Here is a 22211-nt window from a genome sequence, read left to right as displayed (position 1 = left end):
CAGCAAAAAAAAGCCGACGGTGGATATCTACCGTCGGCTTTTATTGCTTGTTATTTTATTATACTTGAGCAGTCGCGCCAGTCTTATTCTCCGCTTCCGCAAGCATGAAGATCGTCAAGATAAACATCGCATGCGACCATGTTAGCGGGACAACCCAAGCCGTTTCGCCTGTGTTTTTGTCCACCTGCTCAGGGAGCAAGCCCGTCTCTGTACGGTGATCGAGCGCCCACTTCAGCAATTGCTTCGCTTCGCTTAGGCTGCCGGTTTCAATGCGATAATGAGCAAGCCATAGAGTAGTAAGAATCCATGGATTGCCGCCAATATAAATATCATCCTCATAACGCTTGATGCCGCCTACGCCCGGTACGGTCAATGCGGCTTCAACGGCATCGGACGTGCGGCGCATATGGTCATGGTCGGCAGCAACGGCGCCGAATGGAACCGCGATGCCGAGCAAGCTGACATCAATGATAGGATCGTGGTTGAGCGTATATTTTTGGTAGCCTTTTATGCCCTCTGATACAAATCCTGCAGCGCCGGAAGCGATCGCTTGCTCGTACTTGCCAGCTTGAACGGTAAGATTGACGCCGCGGTAGAACCTGCCGCCTTCTTCATTCCAGCATAGCTCCTTGATGGACGCTGAAATCCGCTCTGCCGCAGCCTTCCACTCCGCTGCAAGCTCAGAACGCCCGGCAAGCTCCGCAAAGCTGGCAGCAGCCGTCAAACCGCCGTAAACGGCAGCAGAGGAGTACGTATGTGATGCTTCGCGCTCTTCCCATAGGTCGATGCTCGGTTTAGGCAATCCGCTCTCCGGATCCAAGAAGTTAATGAGGAAGGAGGCGCCTTTCTCCACGGCCGGCCATACCTTCTCGGCAAACGCATGATCCTTCTGCTCCAAATGATGCTGCCACATCCCCCAAATGATCGACGAGCCTTCATCGATTTGAAGACCCCATGATGGAGCTAAGCTGCCATCATGATAATGACGCTGCTGCCAGGAGCCGTCAGGCGATTGCGCGGTAAGCGTCCAAGCGTAGAAGCTGTCGGATAACGAGCCGAGGCCTGCTTTATCAAGCGCGGTCGTAATGAATGCGGCATCTCGGCCCCAACAATAGGAATAACCGCCGCAGCGTACAAAGTTTTCATCAAATTCGGGAGCGGCAATGATGCTTCCGGTTTGCTCGTCAGACATCAGCTTAAACATAAGCAGGGAGCGGTCATACAAGTCGGAAATTTCGGCATCGTCTATCGGACATGGCGCTGCCTCTGCGAGGAAGTTGGTCCAGTAAGCCGTCGTCTCAGCGATCCATTCCGCGCTTGGCTTGCTTTTTGCAGTACGCATTTGTTGCAATACGCTTTCTTCATCGTGACCGGCGGTTAAATAGACGGGAATCGTCACGGATGCGCCGGCTGCCAGCTCGTCGATGCGCCATTTTAAGGCGCCGTCTGGCCTCATGTCGATGTTCTTTCCGTTTAGCTCGCCTTGCTGAACCATATCCCAAGCCAGTCCGGATTGGTAACCAGTGCATACGTTTGCACTTGAAAGCGCAAAATAGTACTTATGGCGAAAATGAACCAATGAATCGTTATCGACATTAAACATCGTCGTATTGTATAGCTGATTCTCGCTCACTAGGAAAGAGGAATGCACGATAAACGAGAAGGAGGCAGGCTGATTGCTGCTGTTCGTGAAGGTATATTCACGAACGATAATATCTTGACCCGGTACGGCAAGATGGAGGCTGTCTACTTGAATAGGCTGCTGCTCCGAGCGGGCGCTGACGCCCAAAATGTTTGTTTTGTCCGCGTATCTAGCTTCATGCTTCCAGCCATCCGCGTCTTCATCAAACCAAGATACGGGTGATTGATCCCATTGAATGCCTGTGCGAATCGCATCGACATGCTGCGGCAGGTCGATGTTCGGCCACCACAGGCGATACATTTTGCCTGTGCGGCCAAGCGATGCGAGAAACTTGGAATTGCCGATAATGGCATCCACTAAAAACGGTTTTTTATTTGACATGCTGTCAACTCCTTTTGGTTACGGTTTGAATCGAAGATTCGCGAACGATCAGCCTATGCGGAATAATCATGCGGTTTTGATGCACGCTCTCCTCTTGAATTAACCGGATTAACATTTGCGAAGCCGTATAGCCAAGCTGGTATGTTCCTATATCGATAGAGCTGATCGGCGGCGTGGCAAGCTCGGATAGGGCAATGTTATTAAAGCTTACGAGGCTGAGATCATCCGGCACTTTGTAGCCAAGTTCAGTCAAGCCGCGCAATACACCGAAGCCGACAACGTCGTCAATAACGACAAGGCCGCTAGGGCGTTCAGGCAGACTCATCATAAATGACATCGCACGATAGCCGCTTTGCTGTAAAAATTCGCCCTCAACGATCCATTCCGATTTGACGGGCAGCCCAGCCTCTTGCATCGCTCTGCGGTACCCTTTCATGCGGTCATGCGCAACGGTTAGAGATGGAGGTCCGCTCACGAAGCCGATTCTCTCATGGCCTTGGAGAATCAAATGCTGAGTCGCATCGTAGGCTGCTTGTTCATTATTATTATCGACAGATAGAATGTTAGGACGGTCTTCCGTGCGCCCAATCAATACAGTAGGGAAGTTATGTTTGTTCAATAGATCAATTAAGGGGTCATTTACCCTGGAGGATAATAGTATTACGCCGTCAACTCTGCGCCCAAACACAAGGCGGGAAATCGTTTCGGTCTCGTCGCTTGGCGAGGTGGCGGCAGTAAGCAGCATATCGTAGCCTGCGCGCGTTGATTGTGTCAGTATGCCGCGCAGCAGCTCGCCAAAGAAGAAATCCTGGAACAGCTCTTCCGCAGGACGTGGCAGCATGATCGCTAACGTCTGGGTTGTCTTTGATACGAGGCTCTTCGCCATCACATTCGGATGATAGCCCATATCCTCCATTATTCGTTTAACCTTCTGGGTAGTTGCCTTACTAATACGAGGGTGGTTGGACACAACCCTGGATACAGTAGAGGGCGATACACCGGCTGCTTTCGCAATATCTTTAATGGTTACCATATATAGTTGAGCCCCCATCGCGCAAATCGTTTGTGCTTGTGCTAATATGCTTCATCCTAATGCAACTGTTGTCTAAAAGTAAATATATATCTTAGGAAAGCGTTATACAAATGATAAAAAACTGAAGCAGAAAGAGAAAACAGGCGAAAATCAAAGCTAACATATTATTTTTCCGGAAAATTGAACTGTGCAAACGTTTTAACAAACCACATGCCCTGTTGTATGATGAAAACACGAATAGAACGCTTACAAGACAATTTTGCGGTCATAAAAAATTGTGAAACGGCTAATAAACCGATTTCGCAGCATTTTCTAGCGATTCTTGTACAAACGTTTGCGCTTGCTGTGTCCGTCGTTTAAAATGGCATAGCGGTTCTAATTATTACGCATATTGTTTGTACGAAATCGGCATTTTATGAAGATGGGCTCAAGGAATTGTTTGGAAGGCGCTAGTTCAAAAAAAGGCATGAAACACATTATGGAGGGGGATCACCTAGCATGAAAAAGTGGTTTGTAATGTCATTAATTGTAGTCTTGTTTATCGTTTCCGCATGCGGCGGATCAAACAAAGGCGGCAATACAGAAAAAGCTGGAAACGCAACTAATGCTCCAGCGAACAATACAGAAAACAACAAAACAGATGAAGGCGCAGCAGCAGAAGATATCGTTCCTGAAGAAGGCGCATCGCTTCTAGTATGGGAAAGTAAAGAAGAGCGTCCTTTCGTTGAAGCCATTGCGAAGGAGTTCACTGCAAAATACGGCATCGAAATTAAATTCGAGGAAATCGGCGCAGGCGATCAAGTTAACAAGCTTGTTACTGACGGTCCTGCAGGTCTTGGCGCAGACGTTGTTTTGTTCCCGCACGATAACCTTGGTAAAGCCGTTACAGCGGGCCTAGTATTGCCAAATGATTTCTACGAAGAGCAATCCAAAAGCGCGAACTCAGAAATCGCCGTAAACGCGGTTACTTACGACGGCGTACTTTACGGATACCCGCGTTCGGTAGAAACTTACGCGCTGTTTTATAACAAGGCTCTAATCAAAGAAGCTCCAAAAACGTTTGACGAGGTTGTAGCGTTCTCCAAAACGTTTAACGACACGAAAAACAACAAATACGGTTTGATGTGGGATGTAGGTAACTTCTACTTCAGCTATCCGTTCATCTCCACTGGCGGTTATGTATACGGCGATAACGGTCAGAACAAAGAAGATATCGGCCTTAACACGGAAGGCGCAATCGCTGGCCTGAAATACTACGGCTCGCTTAAAAACAGCATCTTGCCTTTGAATTCCGGCGATATCAACTACGATATTAAAAAAGGTTTGTTCATTGGCGGAACGCTGGCAATGGATATTAACGGTCCTTGGACAATTGGCGATTACAGAAACGCAGGAATTGATTTCGGCGTAGCTCCATTGCCTAGCATTAACGGCCAACCGGCTTCTTCCTTCTCTGGCATCAAAGCTTGGTATGTTAACTCATTCTCGAAATACCCGAACGCAGCTCGTCTATTCTCCTACTATGCTTCGACTAAAGAAGCACAGTTGAAAAACTTTGAGCTCACAGGTGCGATTCCTGCGAACATCGAAGCGGCAGCAGACGCTACCGTACAAGGAAACGAAGTTGTTAAAGGCTTCCTAGAGCAGTTCAACCAATCGACGCCAATGCCATCTATCCCTGAGATGGGTAACGTATGGAGCCCAATCGGCGCAGCTTTCGCTGACGTATGGAACTCCGGCAAGGATGCAAAAGAAGCGCTCGACAATGCGGTTCAACAAATCAAAGATGCAAACAATGGCGCAGCAACAGCAAAATAATATCATCTAATCGGGTTTACCCGCCGAAGCTGTTCGGCGGGTAAACCGATGTTTATAAGCCGCTTGCGTTAACAGCTGCGGCAGGATGTTTTTTTATATGAAAGGAAGGGAGCCAGGCGGGATGAATCGTCATCGCAGCACCGCGGCTATATTGTCGTTACTCGTAATGGGTCTTGGCCAATTGTATAACCGCCAAATCGTTAAAGGTTTAATTATGCTCGCTGTTGAAGCGGCAGCGCTTATGTATTTTGTTCCGAATTTAGGAAGAGCAATCTGGGGCGTAGTAACGCTCGGCGAGAAAACGCAAGGGCTTGAGAAAGTCGGTAAAATCAGTGTTCGAGTAGAAGGAGATCATTCGATCTTTCTATTAATAAGCGGATTAATTACGTTAATTATATTCATACTTTTTGTCGTTATCTATGTTATGAATATCCGCGATGCATATCGGAACGGAAAGCAAAGAGATGAAGGAGCCACGCCTGCAAGCTTCCGCCAAACGCTGGCACATTTGACGGATCGCAATTTTCCGCATTTGATGCTGACGCTGCCGGCGCTGGGCGTATTGTTTTTAACAATCATGCCGATTATCTTCATGGTCATGCTCGCGTTCACCAACTATGCATCGCCTGATCATATTCCTCCGGCTAAGCTGGTTGACTGGGTAGGCTTTCAAACATTCGCTAACTTGCTGACACTCAAGACATGGAGCCATACCTTCGTAGGCGTATTCACTTGGACGATTGTTTGGGCGGTTATCGCGACGGTAACGACCTATTTCGGCGGCTTGCTCGTAGCGCTTCTTATTGAACAAAAGGGCATTCGTTTCAAAAAGCTTTGGCGTACGCTGTTCATCATTCCGTATGCGATCCCTCAGCTTATTTCCTTGCTCGTGATGAAAAACTTGTTCAACGGACAATTTGGTCCGATCAATCAATACTTAGGCTACTTCGGCATGGGTAAGCTGCCGTGGCTCACTGATCCATTTTGGGCGAAGGTCACCGTTATTATCGTGAATATGTGGATCGGTATTCCGGTATCGATGGTTCTTATTCTCGGCGTATTGACGGCTATCCCTAAAGATTTGTACGAAGCGGCTGATGTAGACGGGGCGACTGGCGTCCAGAAATTCCGTATCATTACGCTTCCGTTTGTTTTGTTTTCTACCGCTCCGATTCTGATCACGCAGTTCGCAGGAAACATGAATAACTTTAACGTTATTTTCTTGCTGACGAACGGTGACCCGGTAAAAGGGGATTATCAATACGCGGGAAGCACGGATTTGCTCGTCACCTGGCTGTATAAGCTCACGCTGAACAATAGCCAATTCAATATGGCGTCTGCGATCGGCATCATTATCTTCATTATCGTGGCGTCGTTCTCTATTTATAACTATCGCCGTTCGCGGTCATTTAAAGAGGAGGATATGATTCAATGAAAATGGGCCGCAAAACCGCAAATATTGTGCGTCTGACGCTTAGCTATGTCATTTTAATCGGTATAGCGATCTGTGCAGTCTATCCTGCTCTTTGGGTGCTGCTATCCTCGCTTCGGCCGGGTACGGCTCTATTTAGCGAAAGTCTCATTCCGGATACGTTCACTTTGGTTCACTATAAAGAGCTGTTCACGAGCCCGAGCTTCCGTTACGGGGTTTGGTATATGAACACTTTGAAAATTGCGACGCTGACGATGATCTTCTCAACGATTCTAGTCACGCTCAGCATGTACGCGTTGTCGCGCTTCCGCTTCCGCGGGCGCAAAATGACGCTGACGGTTATGCTTGTACTCGGCATGTTCCCGGGATTCATGAGCATGATCGCGATCTTCATTTTCTTGCTGCAGCTTAACCTGCTTGATACGCATGCTGCTCTTATTATCGTATATTCAGCGGGCTCAGTGCTCGGAGGTTTCGTTGTCAAAGGGTTCTACGATACGATTCCGCGGAGCCTTGATGAAGCGGCTCGAATCGACGGTGCTTCGCACCTTCAAGTGTTTGTGAAAATCATGCTGCCATTGTCGCGTCCAATGCTGACCTATGTGGCGCTGACTTCATTTGCAGGCTCATGGGTTGACTTTATTTTTGCGAGATTGGTGCTTCGGAGCAAAGACAACTGGACGCTTGCCGTCGGCATGTGGGATCTCGTTAACTCTTACCAGAACAGTAACTTTACGCTGTTCGCAGCGGGAGCTGTATTGATTGCGATTCCGATCACCTTGCTGTTCGTCTTCTTGCAGCGTTTCCTCGTACAAGGGCTGATGTCTGGCGCTTCGAAAGGATAAAGGCATGGGAGTCAAACGGGTTCGTTATGCGGCAGCGATGCTGCTAGGCTTGGTTTTGCTGGCTATGCTCGCGGCTTGCTCCCAAGATGAAGGAAGCAATAGCGGGAAACCGGCCGCTGCGCAAGCGGATGAAGCCGCACAGCAAAGCGGAGAGCCAGTCGCTGCCTCTTATCAAGTAGATGAGCAGCCTGGCGGAGTCTACTATGAAATATTCGTCCGTTCGTTCTATGATACGAATGGTGATGGAGTCGGCGATTTGAATGGCGTAACCGCCAAGCTTGATTATTTGAAGGAGCTTGGCGTGAGCGGCATTTGGCTGATGCCGATTAACGCCTCGCCCAGCTACCATGGCTATGATACAACCGATTACTACGCGATTAATCCAGAGTACGGCACGCTGGAAGATTTGAAGAAGCTATTGGATGAAGCGCACAAGCGCGGCATTAAAGTCATTATGGATCTTGTCGTCAATCATACGGGCAAGGAGCATCCTTGGTTTAAGGAAGCGCTCGCGGATGAGAAAAGCCCTTATCGCAGCTGGTATACCTTTGCGAAGCAGGGCGAGCAGGTAAGGGCGGACGGCGCGGTAGGCGGCGACCCATGGCATAGCTATGGCAGCCTTAACTATTTGGGTGTCTTCTGGGAAGGCATGCCGGATTTGAATTTCGACGAGCCGAAGGTGCGCGAGGAAATGATCAAAATCGGCCAATACTGGCTTGAGCAGGGTCTGGACGGCTTCCGCCTTGATGCTGCCAAGCATATTTATGGCGATTTTGCTTCAACGGCGAGCACGCCTGAGGTTCAGGCGAAAAACAAGGTTTGGTGGCAGGAGTTCCGCAAGGGCATGAGCAAAGTGAAGCCGGATGCTTATTTGATCGGAGAAGTATGGGATTCGTTAACCGTTATCGCGCCTTATTTTGATCAAGCGCTGAACTCGGCCTTCCACTTTGATCTTGCTGGACGTTTGCTTAGTGCGGCGAGCTCGGAGCAGGATGCAGATCTGGCTTTCTCGTTAGGCCGCGCATATGGCGTATATGAGAAGTCTTCTGGCGGAACCTTTGTTGATGCTCCGTTCCTGAGCAACCATGACCAAAACCGTGCCATGACTGTACTGGCGGGCAATGTCAACCATGCGAAGATGGCCGCTGCTATGCTGCTCACGCTTCCGGGCACGCCATATCTTTATTATGGCGAAGAGCTTGGCATGAAGGGCGCTAAGCCGGATGAGTACATTCGCGAGCCGATGTTGTGGTATAGCGCAGCAAGCGGAGGCGAAGGGCAGACGACATGGGAGAAGTCGCGCTTTAATGCGGATGCTCCTTCGGTATCCGTCGAAGCACAATCGGCAGATGATCAGTCGATGCTGCATCATTATCGCGAGCTGATCAAGTGGCGCAACGAGGAGCCGGCTTTGCAGAGCGGAGGAATTGCGGAGTTTAAGCTGGAGCCTGCCAATCAGAAGCTGAGCGTGTACGTCCGCGTCATGGCGAGTGAACGGGTGCTCGTCGTGCATAATTTATCGGGCGAGCAGCAAACGACGGATTTGCAGCCGTCGCAGACGTTTGGCGAGTTCAAGGAGCTAGCTCGTGCGACTAACAGCGGAGCGAAGCTGGACGGAAGCAAGCTGTCGCTGCCGGCGTATAGTACCGTTATTTTGAAATAAAACGATTAGAGGGAATCGCACATCATGTGCGGTTCCCTCTTTTTGTTATATCTAACCGACTATCCTTTGCGCTTGGCGGCTCATTAAAGGGATAACCTTTAGTTGAACTCGCGTATGGACTTCATCCGGCTGTAGGCGAGGAGCCCAATGAAAAGCATCGCTGCGCCGCTAATGGCGATAATGACGGCTGGGCCGTAAATGTCGGAAAAGGTAGAGAATACAGCTAACCCAACTGGAGGAGCGACGCTGGTTAAAGCGCCGATTAGCCCGAACACTCTGCCTTGCATTGCGGGATCAATGGCGACCCGCAGCGCAATAAAGATGATCGTCGTGCTAAAGGAGAAGAGGAAGCCGACGAGCAGAATTAACGGGAGCGCGACGGCAGCCGAGGACAGCAGCGAAATCGCAATAAAGACTGGCCCCATCAGGATCATACTCCCAATGATCCATTTTCCTCTGCTTTTTAAACGTGTATCAAACCTCATGATCAATATAGACCCTATGACGTAACCGAGCGGAATGCAGGCCTCCATTAGTCCGAATACAAAGGGTTTTGCCTGCCATACCTGAACCGCCATTACTTGAATGAGCATAAATGTGGATAAAAAGAAGAACATCACGAGCGGCAGCAAAATAATGACGCCCTTGGCAAATGGATCATGCCAAACATAACGGAAGCCGGCTGTGAGATCCTCCTTAAAGGAGGTTTTTGACTTTGCGTCATCCCGGACGGCTGCATAAGGGAATTTGCCTGCAAGCAAGAGAAGAATGCCTGATAGGAGGAAGGTTGCGGCATCGATGGCAATCGCAAATGCCCCGCCAAAGGCTGCGACGGCAATGCCGCCTAGCGCGAAGCCGGATATTCGAATGATGTTATCGGAAATGCTGATCGCCCCAACGGCCTTCGTAAGCTGCTCTTTGCCAACGATCTCGATAAGGGAGGCTTGGAATGCGGGCGTTCGAAACACCCCTGCAAACGCTACAAGCCCGGTTAATAGGACGACATAAATAAAGGGCACATTCGGAAGAAAAATTAGAACGGCGATGGCGGCGACAAGAACAAAACGGACGATATCCGTCACCCACATTAAGGTGCGGCGGTCGGTGCGGTCGGCAATCGTTCCCGCGAAGGAACCGAATAACATGCTGATGACGAGGTGGGTAATGAGTACAACCGACATGAGCTTGGCGCTGCCTGTAGTTTGCAGCACCCATAAGTTTAATGCGATGCTGTGGAACGTATTGCCTAGCAGCGACAAGCTGTAGCTGGAGAAGACGAGCATAAACGAGCGGTTGCGCCAAATGGATGGGGCAGCGGAATTTTGCTGCTGAGCATGGGATGGATTGGCGTCCGCATTTTTGGCTAGTTCAAGCATAGGTTATTCCTCCTTAATGTGGGTGGAGCTTAACTTAAACGTTTAAGTTATTATAGAAAAAGGCAGAGATTACTCTGCGCTTGGACTTGCTTCGACTTCAATATATTTATGCTCAGGACCAGCCCTTGGATCGTCTAGAAGGGTCATCATCAGTTGAAAAGCTTCATCTGTCTTGCGATTGTCGTACTGGACACGCGTCACTGCTGCCGGCAGGATTTCTGGGCAATCAGCGGTGCAAATAACGGCGAGCTTCGCCGGATTGGCATACTTTGCTGTGATCGCCCCGATGAATTCGTTGAGTATAACTCCGCTTTTATCCGCATGTTGATCAAGAAATCGCTGCAGCTGATCTTCATCCTCCATCATATGAATGAGCTTTGGATCAATGCCGCTGCTGTTAATTATGGACTGGGTAAGCTCGGCATTATTCAAGCTGTCCATAACGATATAGCTGGGATGGAGGAGCGATGAGGCACTTGCTTTGGCAAAAGCGTCGCTATAATCAAAATTCACTTTATAAAAAAGCGGGTCATCAATGATGCTGTCGATGACGATGAGCGGCACGCCTTCGGAGAAGTGGCTGGATATGAGATGGAAATTTTCGCTTTTTACGTCTACGACAAACACGCCGTCTAATTTTCGCTCCGATATTACATCGAGCTTTGGATTCAAGGCCTCAAGCGATGATAAGACGACATGGTAGCCTCGATCCGTTAACAGACGCTCAAGCCGATTAATGAATGAAGCGTAACGAAGCTGCTTCCAAATCCCCTCGTTGTTCGCCCGGTTGATGAGGATGCCGATTAAGCCTGACTTTTGCTTCACCAGTGAGCGCGCGGCTAGGTTTGGAACGTAGTTCAATTGCTTTGCGGCATCCAGCACCCGGCATTTGGTCTCATCGGGGATCGTCTGGTTGGTAACGTTGTTGAGCACATAGCTTACTGTAGCGACGGAAACTTGGGCGGCTTTCGCAATATCCTTAAGCGTAGCTTTTTTGATGGGTATGCAGCTCCTTGCTCGTATGAAAACTAACAACTTAATCGTTTAAGTTATTATGGCATGAATCATACGCGATTGTCTAGCGGCACTTGCAACATAGGGATAAAATGTAAATTGTCACCTAATTTCACGACGGCGAATATTTTAATATGAAATGAGGGACTCGTATGGCGTACAACCGTGATAACCCGGGCAAAGGCGCAAGAAGCGGTAGAACGAGAGACAATATTATTTTTGATAATGGGGATAATCTTCCGGATCTCATCCAGTTTATTGGGCAGTTGCTAGTTACGGCTGGGGATATTATTACAGTTGCGGGGCAGGCTCTAGCACTGGAGCAAGAACAGAAGGCACAAATTCAATCGCAAAAGGACCAGCAGGACAAACAGCGTGAGCAGCAGCAAGTGCAGCTACAGATAGAGCAGATGCAGAAACAAATCGCTCAATTGCAAAAACAAATTAAAAATAAGTCATCTTAATATTCAGGGGCATAAAAAAATATTGGGAGCAGCACGTATAGGTGCTTATAGAGTGAAGTTGGCGTGTGGCAAAAGGGGATCGTACGCTGCCGCACCTTACTGACTCGTTCAGCAAAGCGCAAAGAGGCAGTCCATCGGATGGACCGCCTCTTTGTCTATGCCTTTACTTCGAGCAACTACAGCTAACCATTAAACGTCAGCTTTGGCTTGCTCCAAAATCACAAAGCCATAAGCTGGCAGCGTAAGCTTCAGCTTGCCCGCGGCATTGCTTGCTACGCTAGAGCTTTCAGCGATTTCGATAACGCTTGACAACAAAACGGACCAAGTCGAATCGTTATTGCTCTTCACGACAGCGGCAGCAGCATCGGTCAAGTCGTTCCCTTGAACAGCAGCAACGTCCATTTCCTCAGCAGCCTCAGCTGTGACGGTATTAACTTCAGCTTTCAAAGCTTCAGCTGGCGCTGCATTCTCAGCGGCAGCCACCTCTTTGCTAGCGAAGCCAGTGAAAGCTACAGCGTGAGGAGCTGCATCTTGCCCAGCGGACGCAGCCGAATCAATCGTGAAGCTAACGTCGGCAGCTTTGCCGCGCGCATTCAGCGCAACGAGCAGACGCTGGTCGCCATCACGGCGTTCGTACACCAAGGTGCCGTCTTCTGCGCCGACATGCACGAAGCGGATGTCCGTGCTGCGAAGCGCGCTATAACGGTGGCGAAGGCCAATTGCTGCCTTGTAAAATTGCAGCAACTCGCCATTTTGCTCAGCCTCGTCCCATACCATGCATTTGCGGCAGCCAGGGTCGCCTGCACCGTTTATGCCTACCTCATCCCCGTAATAAATGCATGGGGTTCCAGGGTAAGTCAGCTGGAACAAGGAGGAGAGCTTCATCGCTTCCGTATTGTCCTCGCAGATCGTGAGCAGCCTTGGCGTGTCGTGGCTATCAAGCAAATTAAATGCCGCTTCCGTTACTTGCTGCGGATAGGCAGCAAGCTGCGTGCCGATCGCATGGGCGAAGGAAGTCGCGTCGATTGTTTGATAGGCGAAGAAATCGAGCACCGCGTTCGTGAACGGATAGTTCATGACCGCATCGAATTGATCGCCCTGCAGCCACATCATCGAATCATGCCAAATTTCACCCAAAATGTACGCTTCCGGATTGACGTCTTTTACCGTCTTGCGGAATTCACGCCAAAACTGATGGTCAACCTCATTAGCTACGTCAAGGCGCCAGCCATCGATGCCGATCTCCTCGATCCAGTAACGCGCAACCTCGAATAAGTATTGCTTTACTTCCGGGTGCTCGGTGTTCAGCTTAGGCATGAGCGGTTCAAAGGCGAAGGTCTCGTAAGAAGGGACGCCATCAACGACCTGCAGCGGCCACTCCCGAACATAGAACCAATCCGCATACTTCGACTGCTGGCCGTTCTTTTGCGCATCGACGAATGGCGGGAACGTTTTGCCGGAATGATTGAATACGGCGTCAAGCAGCACGCGAATGCCGCGGGCATGGCAGGCATCAACCAATTCCTTGAGCTTCTCGTTTGTGCCAAAATGCGGATCAACCTTCATATAATCCTGCGTATCGTATTTATGGTTAGTCGTCGCTTCGAATAGCGGCGTGAAGTAGACCGCATTTATGCCAAGCTCGGATATATGATCCAAATGATCGATTACACCTTGCAGATCGCCGCCAAAAAAGTTCTGAGGAGTCGGCTCGCCGCCCCAAGGCAGTACGTTTTTCGGACTCAGCGACGGGTCGCCGTTCGCAAACCGCTCCGGGAAGATTTGATAGAACACAGCATCCTTCACCCAAGCCGGCGGCGCGAACACGTCGATCGGATTAATATAAGGGAAGTCGAAAAATGAATTGGAGTTGTCGGGAAGCGTAAGCTCAACGCCCTTGTCCGAGAAAATAATCGACTCAGCGCCGCTAGTTAAACGGAACGCATAACGCAGCCGGCGGAAGGGCGGAATGACGGCCGTCTCCCAATAATCAAACAAAGCATCGGATGAGAAAATGCGCATCGGGACCGTTGTAAGGGTTTGGTCCCACGCATACTTGTCACCAACAATGGCTTCTACTGTTGCGACATCGTCTTTTTTGGTGCGCAAGCGGAGGTGCAGCGTTTTACCGTCGTAGGCGTAAGCCCAGTTTTGTTTTGGCCTGTGATATACAGCTTCTAATAACATCATAATCGCTCCTTATAAATGGTATAAAAAGAGTGTGGAAAACAGCTTATAAACGCGAAAAAAGGTACAATCTCTGCTCATAAAAGCCGAGGTTGTACCTTTTCCCATAATACGTTCAGGCGCTGCTCACGCGAAGCATATTGCGAACAAATGGTTGCGGTAGCATTGCCTTTCTATTGTATCTCTCAACAATTTTATTATACATAATTTGCACGTATTGTACTAGTCGGTTCGCAAAAAAAAGTTTACGCATGAACCTCTTCATGTGCCTGTGATTCCAAGAAACGCTCGCAATCAAGAGCAGCCATACAGCCGCTTCCCGCAGCGGTAATCGCTTGGCGGTAATTGCGGTCTTGAACGTCGCCGCAGGCGTATACGCCTGGGATGTTCGTCTCTGTGGTGCCCGGCTTCACGATAATGTAGCCTTGATCGTCCGTATCGATTTGGCCGCCAAGGAAGCCGGTATTAGGCGTGTGTCCGATGGTAACAAATACGCCATCCGTCTCAAGAAGCTCTTCCTCGCCCGTTTCATTATTGCGCACCTTCAACCCTTGCAAGCCCATGCCTGTAGCAGCGACTTCAAGCGGCGTGCGGTTTAAGCTCCAAACGATCTTGTCGTTGGCGCGAGCGCGGTCCTGCATAATTTTTGATGCGCGCAAATCGTCGCGACGGTGCACGAGTCTTACTTCGGATGCGAAGCGAGTAAGGAACACCGCTTCCTCCATTGCGGAGTCGCCGCCGCCGACTACGATAATTTTTTTGCCGCGGAAGAAGAAGCCGTCGCATGTAGCGCAAGTGCTGACTCCGCGTCCGATATTTTCTTGCTCGCCTGGAATGCCAAGGTATTTAGCCGAAGCGCCTGTCGAAATAATGATCGATTCCGCCTTCAGCTCGCCAATGCCTTCCACGTCAAGCGTATAAGGACGTTTGCTGAAATCCACGCTTTTTACGGAGCCCGTCTTGAATGTAGCGCCGAAGCGCTGCGCTTGCTTGCGCATATTGGACATCAGCTCACTGCCGAGGATGCCGTCAGGGAAACCCGGGAAATTCTCGACCTCCGTTGTTGTTGTAAGTTGGCCGCCTGGCTGCCAGCCTTCAATAACAAGCGGCTCCATGTTCGCGCGAGCCAAGTAAATAGCAGATGTTAGTCCGGCAGGACCTGTACCGATAATAATCGTTTTATAAGTCATCTATATTCGCCTCCAGTTAAAAATGCTCTGAGATAATAAATACTACTTTAAAATTATTACAATCTAGCATCAAAGTCAATATCGTTCATGTAACGTTCATGTTCGTATTGTATGCTGATTGCGTCGACTACATAAGCAGGTCTGGAGGACACACAAGATGCCGAAAATCGTCGTTGCGGATGATGATCCGAACATTAGAGAGCTGGTTGGCCTATTTTTGAAAAGAGAAGGTTATCAGGTCATTGAAGCGATAGATGGAGTAGATGCACTAGAGAAGCTTGAGGCGGTTCGCGCTGATCTCGCGATTATCGATGTGATGATGCCGCGTATGGATGGCTGGGCGCTTTGCGCGGCTATGCGATCAAGCTATGATATCCCGCTGCTCATGCTGACTGCCAAAGGGGAAACCTCCCAGAAGGTAAGAGGCTTTGAGCTTGGAGCGGATGATTATATGGTTAAGCCGTTTGATCCGCCGGAGCTGGTTGCGAGGGTCAAGGCGCTGCTCAAGAGATACCGGATAACCGCATCCCAGACCGTCGAATTTGGCGATGTCACCATGAACCAAACCGACTTCCATATGTCTGCGAGCGGAGAGAAGTTTACATTGCCGCCCAAAGAGTTCGAGCTGCTGTTCAAGCTGGCAAGCTATCCGGGCAAAACCTTCGCGCGGGATCAGCTTATTGAACAAATATGGGGGATGGATTACGAGGGCGACGAGCGAACGGTGGATGTACATATCAAAAGGCTGCGTGACCGCTTTCCCGAGGAGCAGTACCGCTTTCGTATCGTCACGATCCGCGGCCTTGGGTATCGGCTGGAGGAATGGGCATGATTCATAGCTTATACGTGCGGATAACCGCCACTTTTCTCATTATCGTATTGATCAGCATTGGCGTTGCTTTTCTATTTACGAATCAAATGTTCAAGCGGGATGCAAGGGGGCAGCTACCGCAATTAATGGAGAAGTCGATTGATCGGATCGAGCAGCTGTATGCCGTGTCCAAGCCTACTTCGATAAAGGTTTTTTTGGATGAAATGTCTGCTCTGCAGGGGCAATCGATTATCGCGGTCAGCATTAACAATCGGGTCGTAACAACCGGAGAGCGAAGCGAGCTGATGCTCAGAAGTCTCACATATGAGCAGCTGCTCAGCGCATTCCGGGGCAGCACGGTTCGGCTGAACATATTCAGCGAGGTAGGGGAACCGCCATTGCCGCCGGCTTTTGGCAAGCTGGCGCAGTTCGGCAGCGAGAGGTGGGCGTTATTCGTTCAGCCGGATCGTTTTCCGCAAAATAGCAACTTTATCTGGACGGCAGTAACGCTGCTCGTCACGCTGCTCTTAGTCGGCAGCGTGCTGATCTTGGTAGCGGCGCGTTATTTGGTGATGCCGTTAAAAATGATGACGAACGCCGCAACGCGCATGTCAGAAGGTGATTTTAGCGTCCGCTTGCCTGCAAGGCGCGGCGATGAGCTTGGCGAGCTGGCCGAGGGCATGAACAAAATGGCGCTCAGCTTGTCGCAGCTCGAAATGATGAGGCAGGATTTCGTATCGAACGTATCGCATGAAATCCAGTCGCCGCTCACCTCGATTGGCGGCTTCGCCGAAGCGCTGCGCAGCGAGGAAGTAACGGAAGCGGAGCGGGAGCGTTACATTAGCATCATTAAGCAAGAGAGTATGCGCCTTTCGCGTTTGAGCGAGAATCTGCTCAACTTGGCATCGCTGGATTCGCAGCATCATCCTTTCCATCCCGAGTCGTATCGGCTGGATCGACAGCTGCGCGATGTCGTACTGGCATGCGAGCCGCATTGGATTGCGAAGAGGCAGACGGTTGAGCTGCTAATGGAGGAGACCACCATTACCGCAGATCGCGATCAGCTTAATCAGGTTTGGATGAACCTGCTTTCCAACAGCATGAAATTCACCCCTGAGGATGGCAAAATATCTTGCTTCCTAACGGAACAGGACGGCTTCGCTGTCGTACGCATTACGGATACGGGAATTGGCATCAGCGAGGAGGATCGGGAGCGCGTGTTCGAGCGATTTTATAAAGGCGATGCATCTAGGGACAGAAGCCAAGGGGGCAGCGGTCTCGGACTATCGATTGCCCACAAGATCGCGAGAATTCACGGCGGGAATATTACGCTCGATCCGGGTGCGGACCAGTTTGCCGGAGCAAGCTTCATGATTCGGCTTCCGCTCGCTCCGCCCAGCAGCTCATAACGCGCTAAAGCATGGATAAATAAGGGGATAACCGTTATGATGAAGGGAGTATATTTTGCGTGTAATGTAACGATTTGGGGGAGAAGCTACAATGGAGAAGCGGATACGGAAAGCGATCATACCTGCCGGAGGGCTAGGCACCAGGTTTTTGCCCGCCACGAAGGCGCAGCCGAAGGAAATGCTGCCAATCATCGATAAGCCTGCTATTCAATATATAGTAGAAGAAGCCGTTCAATCCGGGATCGAGAGCATCGTTATTGTCAGCGGTCGCAACAAGCGGGCAATCGAGGATCATTTTGACAAATCGGCTGAGCTTGAAATGGAGCTGGAGGCTCGCCATAACGAGGAAATGCTGGAGATGGTTCGCAAAATATCGCAGCTGGCTGATATTTATTACGTTCGCCAGAAAGAGCCGCTTGGACTTGGTCATGCTGTCTTATGCGCGCGCCGCTTTATTGCGGACGAGCCCTTCGCCGTATTGCTTGGCGATGATATTTTGAAGTCGGATCCCCCTTGCTTGCGCCAAATGATGGATGTGTACGAGCAGCAGCATTCGTCGGTCGTAGCCGTCATGGAAGTGCCTTGGGATCAGACGCATAAGTATGGCATCGTTGATATCGAACGCGGCAAGCAGGTTGCGCGCGTCCGCGATATTATCGAGAAGCCGGCGCAAGGACAGGCTCCCTCGAACTATGCGGTTGTCGGCCGTTATGTCCTCGACCCTGTTATTTTCGATCTGCTGGAGAAAGCAACGCCAGGCAAGGCTGGGGAAATTCAGCTCACGGACAGCTTGCAGCAGCTAAACCGAATAGCCTCGTTATCCGCCTACCGCTTCGATGGCCGCAGGCATGATGTCGGCGATAAGCTGGGCTTCGTGCAGGCTACGATCGATTTTGCATTAGAGCGTGCAGATCTGGGCGCTGAGGTCAGGAAGTATTTGCTGGATAGGCTGAAAGAGACGAACGCTTAACGCTATCATTTGAAGGGCCGCCGCTGGGCGGCTTTTCTTGTTTTATAGAGCTGTCGCTTGCGGCGACAAGATCATGTACGTACAAGTTAAGCTTATGCTATACTACTAGGCATACAACTAACGGAGCTGAGGTGTGAAGTGAAGGAACAGCAAACGCCCAAATATATGCAATTAAAGCAGCAAATTTTATCCTGGATCGTCACGGCGCAGTTTAAGCCGCATGATAAGCTGCCATCGGAGAATGAGATCGGCAAGCAGTTTGAAATGAGCCGGCAAACCGTCCGTCAGGCGCTCGGTGATCTGGAGCAAGAGGGTTGGCTCTACCGCGCCCAAGGAAAAGGAACGTTCGTATCCGACCAGTCGGCGCCGGAGCGGAAAAACGCTTCGCAAGGAATGACGATCGGCATGATTACGACACATATATCGGATTATATTTTCCCGACGATCGTTAGAGGCGTTGAATCCAGCCTGCGCGCGGTAGGCGCAAGATTGCTGCTGGCAAGCACCGATAACGAGAAGGAGAAAGAGAAGGACAGCTTAGAGTCGATGCTTCGCGAGCCGCTGACCGGGCTTATTATCGAGCCGACGAAGAGTGCCGAGGGGAACCCGAACTTCAACTATTTTTTGGCGCTGGATGCGCTCAAAATTCCTTATATTATGCTGAATGAACGCTACAGCGACGTGGATGCGCCTTGCCTTCGGGTCGACGATGAGCTTGGGGGCCACCGCGCGGCGGAGCATCTCATTAAGCTTGGGCATGCGCGGATCGCCGGCTTTTTCAAAACCGATGACTTTCAGGGCGTACACCGGATGCGCGGCTTTCTAAGAGCCCACCGGGAGCAGGGCTTAACCGTTCCGCCGGATTATTTGCTGCGCTACTCTACGGAAGAGAAGCAGGACAAGCCGGCGCAGGCGCTATTCGATTTGCTTCAACGCGAACCGGAGCAGCGCCCGACCGCTATCATTTGTTACAACGACGAGCTTGCGGTAAAAATGCTTGATATCGTGCGGCAGATCGGGCTTTCCGTACCGGAGGATCTATCGATCGTTGGTTTCGATGATGCTAACTTGGCAACTGCTACGGAGGTGAAGCTGACGACAGTCGCCCACCCGAAAACCGAAATGGGCGCTGATGCTGTCGTCATGCTGCTCGGTATGGTGGAGAAGCAGCAGCGGCGCCAAACGCTGGACAAGGTATATGATCCTGAGCTCGTGATCCGTGAATCCACGCAGCCGCCCAAAAGCTAGCCAGCCGTTGATCGCTTCATGCTTGGTTGAAACGCGGCAAAAAAAAACGTGACACACTTGTACGTACAACTTATAATAAAAACAGAGCTATTCGATGGTAATGTCCGTATAAGTGGATAGGGACAAGCACATGAATGCAAGTTTGAAGGGAGCGTACAATTCTCATGTTGGAGGCGCTAAAGCATGCGGTTTGGGAAGCGAATATGGATCTTCCGAAATACGGATTAGTCACATTTACTTGGGGTAACGTCAGCGGCATTGATAGGGAGTCCGGCTATGCGGTCATTAAGCCGAGCGGCGTTCCTTATGAAGAGTTGAAAGCGGAGCAAATGGTTGTTGTGGATTTGGAAGGCAACGTTGTTGAAGGCAGCCTGCGTCCATCCTCCGATACGGCAACGCATGTGTTATTGTATAAAGCATTTCCAACGATCGGCGGAATCGTCCATACGCACTCGCCTTGGGCAACCAGTTGGGCACAGGCGGGACGCGCAATCCCGTCGCTTGGCACGACGCATGGCGACTATTTCTACGGCGAGGTGCCATGTACGCGCGCGATGACGGAAGCAGAAATCAAAGGCGCTTACGAGCTGGAGACGGGCAACGTGATCGTCGAAACGTTCGAGAAAAACAAGATCGACCCGAATCAAGTGCCTTCGGTGCTTGTTAACAGCCATGCGCCATTTTGCTGGGGCAAGGACCCGCATAATGCGGTTCATAATGCAGTCGTGCTTGAGGAAGTGGCAAAAATGGCGCTTCATACGTTCCAGCTTAATCCGAACGTACAGCCAATGGACCAAGACTTGTTAGACCGTCACTATTTGCGGAAGCATGGAGCAAACGCCTACTACGGCCAAAAATAAGGAGGACTCGGATAATGAGCAAAAAATATGCAATTGGCGTGGACTACGGCACACAATCGGGACGCGCCGTTCTTGTTGATCTATCTAACGGTGCTGAAGTGGCGGAGCACGTAACGCCTTATACTCACCACGTTATCGACGAGAAGCTGCCGGTCTCCGGCATAAAGCTTGAGTATGACTGGGCGCTGCAGCATCCGCTTGATTATATTGAAGTGCTGGAATTGTCCGTTCCTGCCGTGATGAAGGAATCCGGTATCGATCCTGCCGACGTGATTGGCCTAGGCATCGATTTTACGGCATGCACCATGCTTCCTATTGATGAAAAAGGCGAGCCGCTCTGCACGCAGGATGCCTACAAGGACAATCCGCATAGCTGGGTGAAGCTGTGGAAGCATCATGCGGCCCAAGACGAGGCTAACCTCATCAATGAGATGGCTGCGCAGCGCGGAGAGAAATGGGTGCCGCGTTATGGCGGCAAGATTTCTTCCGAATGGATGATGGCCAAAGCTTGGCAAATTTTGAACGAAGCGCCTGAGATCTATGAAACGGCAGATAAATTCGTTGAAGCGACGGACTGGGTTATCGGCCAATTGACAGGCAATATCGTGCGCAATAGCTGTACCGCCGGCTACAAGGGCATGTGGCATAAGCAAGAGGGTTATCCAAGCAAGGATTTTTTCAAAGCGCTTGATCCGCGCCTGGAGAACTTGACGGAGACGAAGCTGCGCGGCGAGGTTGTTCCACTGGGCTCGAAAGCCGGCGAATTGCTTCCTGCTCTCGCTGCCCGTATCGGCCTTGCGCCAGGCACGGCAATCGCAGTTGGCAACGTGGACGCGCATGCGGCTGTGCCGGGTGTTGGCGTCGTAACGCCGGGCAAGCTGGTAATGGCGATGGGAACATCGATCTGCCATATGCTGCTTGGCACGGAGGAGAAGGAAGTGGAAGGCATGTGCGGCGTCGTTGAGGACGGCATCATTCCGGGCTACTTCGGTTATGAAGCGGGGCAATCGGCGGTAGGCGATATTTTTGAATGGTTCGTTGAGGAATCGGTTCCTGCCTACGTGCTTCAAGAGGCGGAGCAAGCTGGCGAAAACGTGCATGTTTATCTTACTCGCAAAGCAAGCGAGCTGAACGTTGGCGAATCGGGCCTGCTTGCGCTGGACTGGTGGAACGGCAACCGTTCGGTGCTGGTCGATACAGACTTGACGGGTACGATTGTAGGCTTGACCTTGCTGACGAAGCCTTGGGAAATTTATCGTTCCCTGCTTGAAGCAACGGCGTTTGGCACGCGCAAAATCGTTGACGCTTTCCATAACAACGGCGTCGAAGTAAATGAGCTGTACGCATGCGGCGGATTGCCGCAGAAAAACGCGCTGCTCATGCAAATTTATGCAGACGTTACGAATCGTGAAATCAAGGTGGCGGCATCCAAGCAGACGCCGGCGCTTGGCGCGGCGATGTTCGGAGCGGTAGCGGCCGGCGCGGCGAAAGGCGGCTTCGACAGCATCGTAGATGCGGCTCAGAAGATGGCTCGCGTCCGCGAGGAATCCTTCAAGCCGATCCCGGCGAATGTAGCGGTCTATGAGAAGCTGTATGCGGAATACAATCTGCTCCATGATTACTACGGCCGCGGCTCAAACGACGTGATGAAACGCCTTAAAGCGATTAAAGAAGAGCAAGCCTAAGCCGTATACCGGACTTATTCCAAACCAATCGATTAGCATACTAAACCCAAACGACTCTTGCAGCTATAAAAAGCGGCGGAGTCGTTTTTTTCTGTCTGCTTTGTGGAATGCAGAACATTCGACAAGGTTTGTTTGAGAACGCCGCGCATTCTGTCGAACTTGTACAGAAATTGTACAGTTATG

General features: G+C 50.6%; 17 protein-coding genes. 11 read left to right on the top strand and 6 right to left on the bottom strand.

Translation table 11 applies throughout. The features are described from left to right. Window positions 1-58: 58 nt before the first annotated feature. Both ADU23_RS05105 and ADU23_RS05100 read right to left on the bottom strand, forming a co-directional pair. Entirely contained in the window at window positions 59-2023 is a 1965-nt protein-coding gene (locus tag ADU23_RS05105; protein ID WP_053372755.1) for a glycoside hydrolase family 15 protein, read from the bottom strand. A 4-nt stretch (window positions 2024-2027) separates the two neighbouring features. Then, complete coding sequence (locus tag ADU23_RS05100) at window positions 2028-3056, bottom strand: LacI family DNA-binding transcriptional regulator (RefSeq protein WP_053372754.1); 1029 nt, start codon at window positions 3054-3056, stop codon at window positions 2028-2030. A gap of 498 nt (window positions 3057-3554) precedes the next feature. Here ADU23_RS05100 and ADU23_RS05095 point away from each other — a divergent pair, with 498 nt between their 5' ends. From ADU23_RS05095 to ADU23_RS05080, 4 genes are all read left to right on the top strand, one after another. After that, window positions 3555-4874, top strand: a complete 1320-nt coding sequence (locus ADU23_RS05095) for a sugar ABC transporter substrate-binding protein (protein ID WP_053372753.1) — start codon at window positions 3555-3557, stop codon at window positions 4872-4874. A 121-nt stretch (window positions 4875-4995) separates the two neighbouring features. Continuing rightward, window positions 4996-6309 (top strand): carbohydrate ABC transporter permease, encoded by a 1314-nt coding sequence (locus ADU23_RS05090; RefSeq protein WP_053377474.1) that lies wholly within the window; start codon window positions 4996-4998, stop codon window positions 6307-6309. Window positions 6310-6311: 2 nt separating this feature from the next. After that, complete coding sequence (locus ADU23_RS05085; protein WP_053377473.1) at window positions 6312-7151, top strand: sugar ABC transporter permease; 840 nt, start codon at window positions 6312-6314, stop codon at window positions 7149-7151. Window positions 7152-7155: 4 nt separating this feature from the next. After that, on the top strand, window positions 7156-8814 hold the full coding sequence (locus ADU23_RS05080) for an alpha-amylase family glycosyl hydrolase (RefSeq protein WP_053372752.1): 1659 nt from the start codon (window positions 7156-7158) through the stop codon (window positions 8812-8814). A gap of 98 nt (window positions 8815-8912) precedes the next feature. Here ADU23_RS05080 and ADU23_RS05075 read toward each other — a convergent pair whose 3' ends face one another. After that, entirely contained in the window at window positions 8913-10190 is a 1278-nt protein-coding gene (locus tag ADU23_RS05075; RefSeq protein WP_053372751.1) for an MFS transporter, read from the bottom strand. A 69-nt stretch (window positions 10191-10259) separates the two neighbouring features. Further along, a complete protein-coding gene (locus tag ADU23_RS05070; RefSeq protein WP_197286039.1) occupies window positions 10260-11225 on the bottom strand; it encodes a LacI family DNA-binding transcriptional regulator in 966 nt (321 codons plus the stop codon). Window positions 11226-11356: 131 nt separating this feature from the next. Between ADU23_RS05070 and ADU23_RS05065 the strand changes: the two genes are divergently transcribed. Then, window positions 11357-11668, top strand: coding sequence for a hypothetical protein (locus ADU23_RS05065; RefSeq protein WP_053372749.1), 312 nt, complete (start codon window positions 11357-11359; stop codon window positions 11666-11668). 189 nt (window positions 11669-11857) lie between these two features. Here the strand turns inward: ADU23_RS05065 and ADU23_RS05060 are convergent, their stop codons facing one another. Beyond that, window positions 11858-13855, bottom strand: coding sequence for a glycoside hydrolase family 13 protein (locus ADU23_RS05060; protein WP_082311005.1), 1998 nt, complete (start codon window positions 13853-13855; stop codon window positions 11858-11860). Between the two features lie 245 nt (window positions 13856-14100). Then, the gene (gene trxB / locus ADU23_RS05055) at window positions 14101-15045 is read right to left on the bottom strand and encodes a thioredoxin-disulfide reductase (protein ID WP_053372748.1); all 945 of its coding nucleotides are present in this window, start codon (window positions 15043-15045) and stop codon (window positions 14101-14103) included. A 157-nt stretch (window positions 15046-15202) separates the two neighbouring features. On the opposite strand from trxB, the gene ADU23_RS05050 reads away from it, so the two are divergent. From ADU23_RS05050 to ADU23_RS05025, 6 genes are all read left to right on the top strand, one after another. Next, a complete protein-coding gene (locus ADU23_RS05050; RefSeq protein ID WP_053372747.1) occupies window positions 15203-15877 on the top strand; it encodes a response regulator transcription factor in 675 nt (224 codons plus the stop codon). Further along, entirely contained in the window at window positions 15874-17265 is a 1392-nt protein-coding gene (locus ADU23_RS05045; protein WP_053372746.1) for a sensor histidine kinase, read from the top strand. The genes ADU23_RS05050 and ADU23_RS05045 overlap by 4 nt, the downstream gene beginning before the upstream one ends. A 91-nt stretch (window positions 17266-17356) precedes the next feature. Next, complete coding sequence (galU, locus tag ADU23_RS05040; protein ID WP_053372745.1) at window positions 17357-18235, top strand: UTP--glucose-1-phosphate uridylyltransferase GalU; 879 nt, start codon at window positions 17357-17359, stop codon at window positions 18233-18235. A 138-nt stretch (window positions 18236-18373) separates the two neighbouring features. Continuing rightward, complete coding sequence (locus ADU23_RS05035; RefSeq protein ID WP_053372744.1) at window positions 18374-19483, top strand: GntR family transcriptional regulator; 1110 nt, start codon at window positions 18374-18376, stop codon at window positions 19481-19483. Window positions 19484-19647: 164 nt separating this feature from the next. After that, window positions 19648-20343: an L-ribulose-5-phosphate 4-epimerase gene (gene araD / locus ADU23_RS05030; protein ID WP_053372743.1), complete on the top strand. Its 696-nt coding sequence runs from the start codon at window positions 19648-19650 to the stop codon at window positions 20341-20343. A gap of 14 nt (window positions 20344-20357) precedes the next feature. Further along, window positions 20358-22028, top strand: a complete 1671-nt coding sequence (locus tag ADU23_RS05025; protein WP_053372742.1) for a ribulokinase — start codon at window positions 20358-20360, stop codon at window positions 22026-22028. The last annotated feature ends 183 nt before the right edge of the window (window positions 22029-22211 follow it).

Source organism: Paenibacillus sp. FJAT-27812 (assembly GCF_001273905.1).
Lineage (GTDB): Bacteria > Bacillota > Bacilli > Paenibacillales > Paenibacillaceae > Pristimantibacillus.
The sequence above is the reverse complement of the archived record's forward strand: the minus strand, read 5'-3'. Positions and strand labels throughout refer to the sequence as shown.

Excerpts from the sequence above, each read along its gene's own strand:
- ADU23_RS05105 (WP_053372755.1), bottom strand. The coding sequence starts at position 2,023 with ATGTCAAATAAAAAACCGTTTTTAGTGGATGCCATTATCGGCAATTCC.
- ADU23_RS05100 (WP_053372754.1), bottom strand. The coding sequence starts at position 3,056 with ATGGTAACCATTAAAGATATTGCGAAAGCAGCCGGTGTATCGCCCTCT.
- ADU23_RS05095 (WP_053372753.1), top strand. The coding sequence starts at position 3,555 with ATGAAAAAGTGGTTTGTAATGTCATTAATTGTAGTCTTGTTTATCGTT.
- ADU23_RS05090 (WP_053377474.1), top strand. The coding sequence starts at position 4,996 with ATGAATCGTCATCGCAGCACCGCGGCTATATTGTCGTTACTCGTAATG.
- ADU23_RS05085 (WP_053377473.1), top strand. The coding sequence starts at position 6,312 with ATGGGCCGCAAAACCGCAAATATTGTGCGTCTGACGCTTAGCTATGTC.
- ADU23_RS05080 (WP_053372752.1), top strand. The coding sequence starts at position 7,156 with ATGGGAGTCAAACGGGTTCGTTATGCGGCAGCGATGCTGCTAGGCTTG.
- ADU23_RS05075 (WP_053372751.1), bottom strand. The coding sequence starts at position 10,190 with ATGCTTGAACTAGCCAAAAATGCGGACGCCAATCCATCCCATGCTCAG.
- ADU23_RS05065 (WP_053372749.1), top strand. The coding sequence starts at position 11,357 with ATGGCGTACAACCGTGATAACCCGGGCAAAGGCGCAAGAAGCGGTAGA.
- ADU23_RS05060 (WP_082311005.1), bottom strand. The coding sequence starts at position 13,855 with ATGTTATTAGAAGCTGTATATCACAGGCCAAAACAAAACTGGGCTTAC.
- trxB (WP_053372748.1), bottom strand. The coding sequence starts at position 15,045 with ATGACTTATAAAACGATTATTATCGGTACAGGTCCTGCCGGACTAACA.
- ADU23_RS05050 (WP_053372747.1), top strand. The coding sequence starts at position 15,203 with ATGCCGAAAATCGTCGTTGCGGATGATGATCCGAACATTAGAGAGCTG.
- ADU23_RS05045 (WP_053372746.1), top strand. The coding sequence starts at position 15,874 with ATGATTCATAGCTTATACGTGCGGATAACCGCCACTTTTCTCATTATC.
- galU (WP_053372745.1), top strand. The coding sequence starts at position 17,357 with ATGGAGAAGCGGATACGGAAAGCGATCATACCTGCCGGAGGGCTAGGC.
- araD (WP_053372743.1), top strand. The coding sequence starts at position 19,648 with ATGTTGGAGGCGCTAAAGCATGCGGTTTGGGAAGCGAATATGGATCTT.
- ADU23_RS05025 (WP_053372742.1), top strand. The coding sequence starts at position 20,358 with ATGAGCAAAAAATATGCAATTGGCGTGGACTACGGCACACAATCGGGA.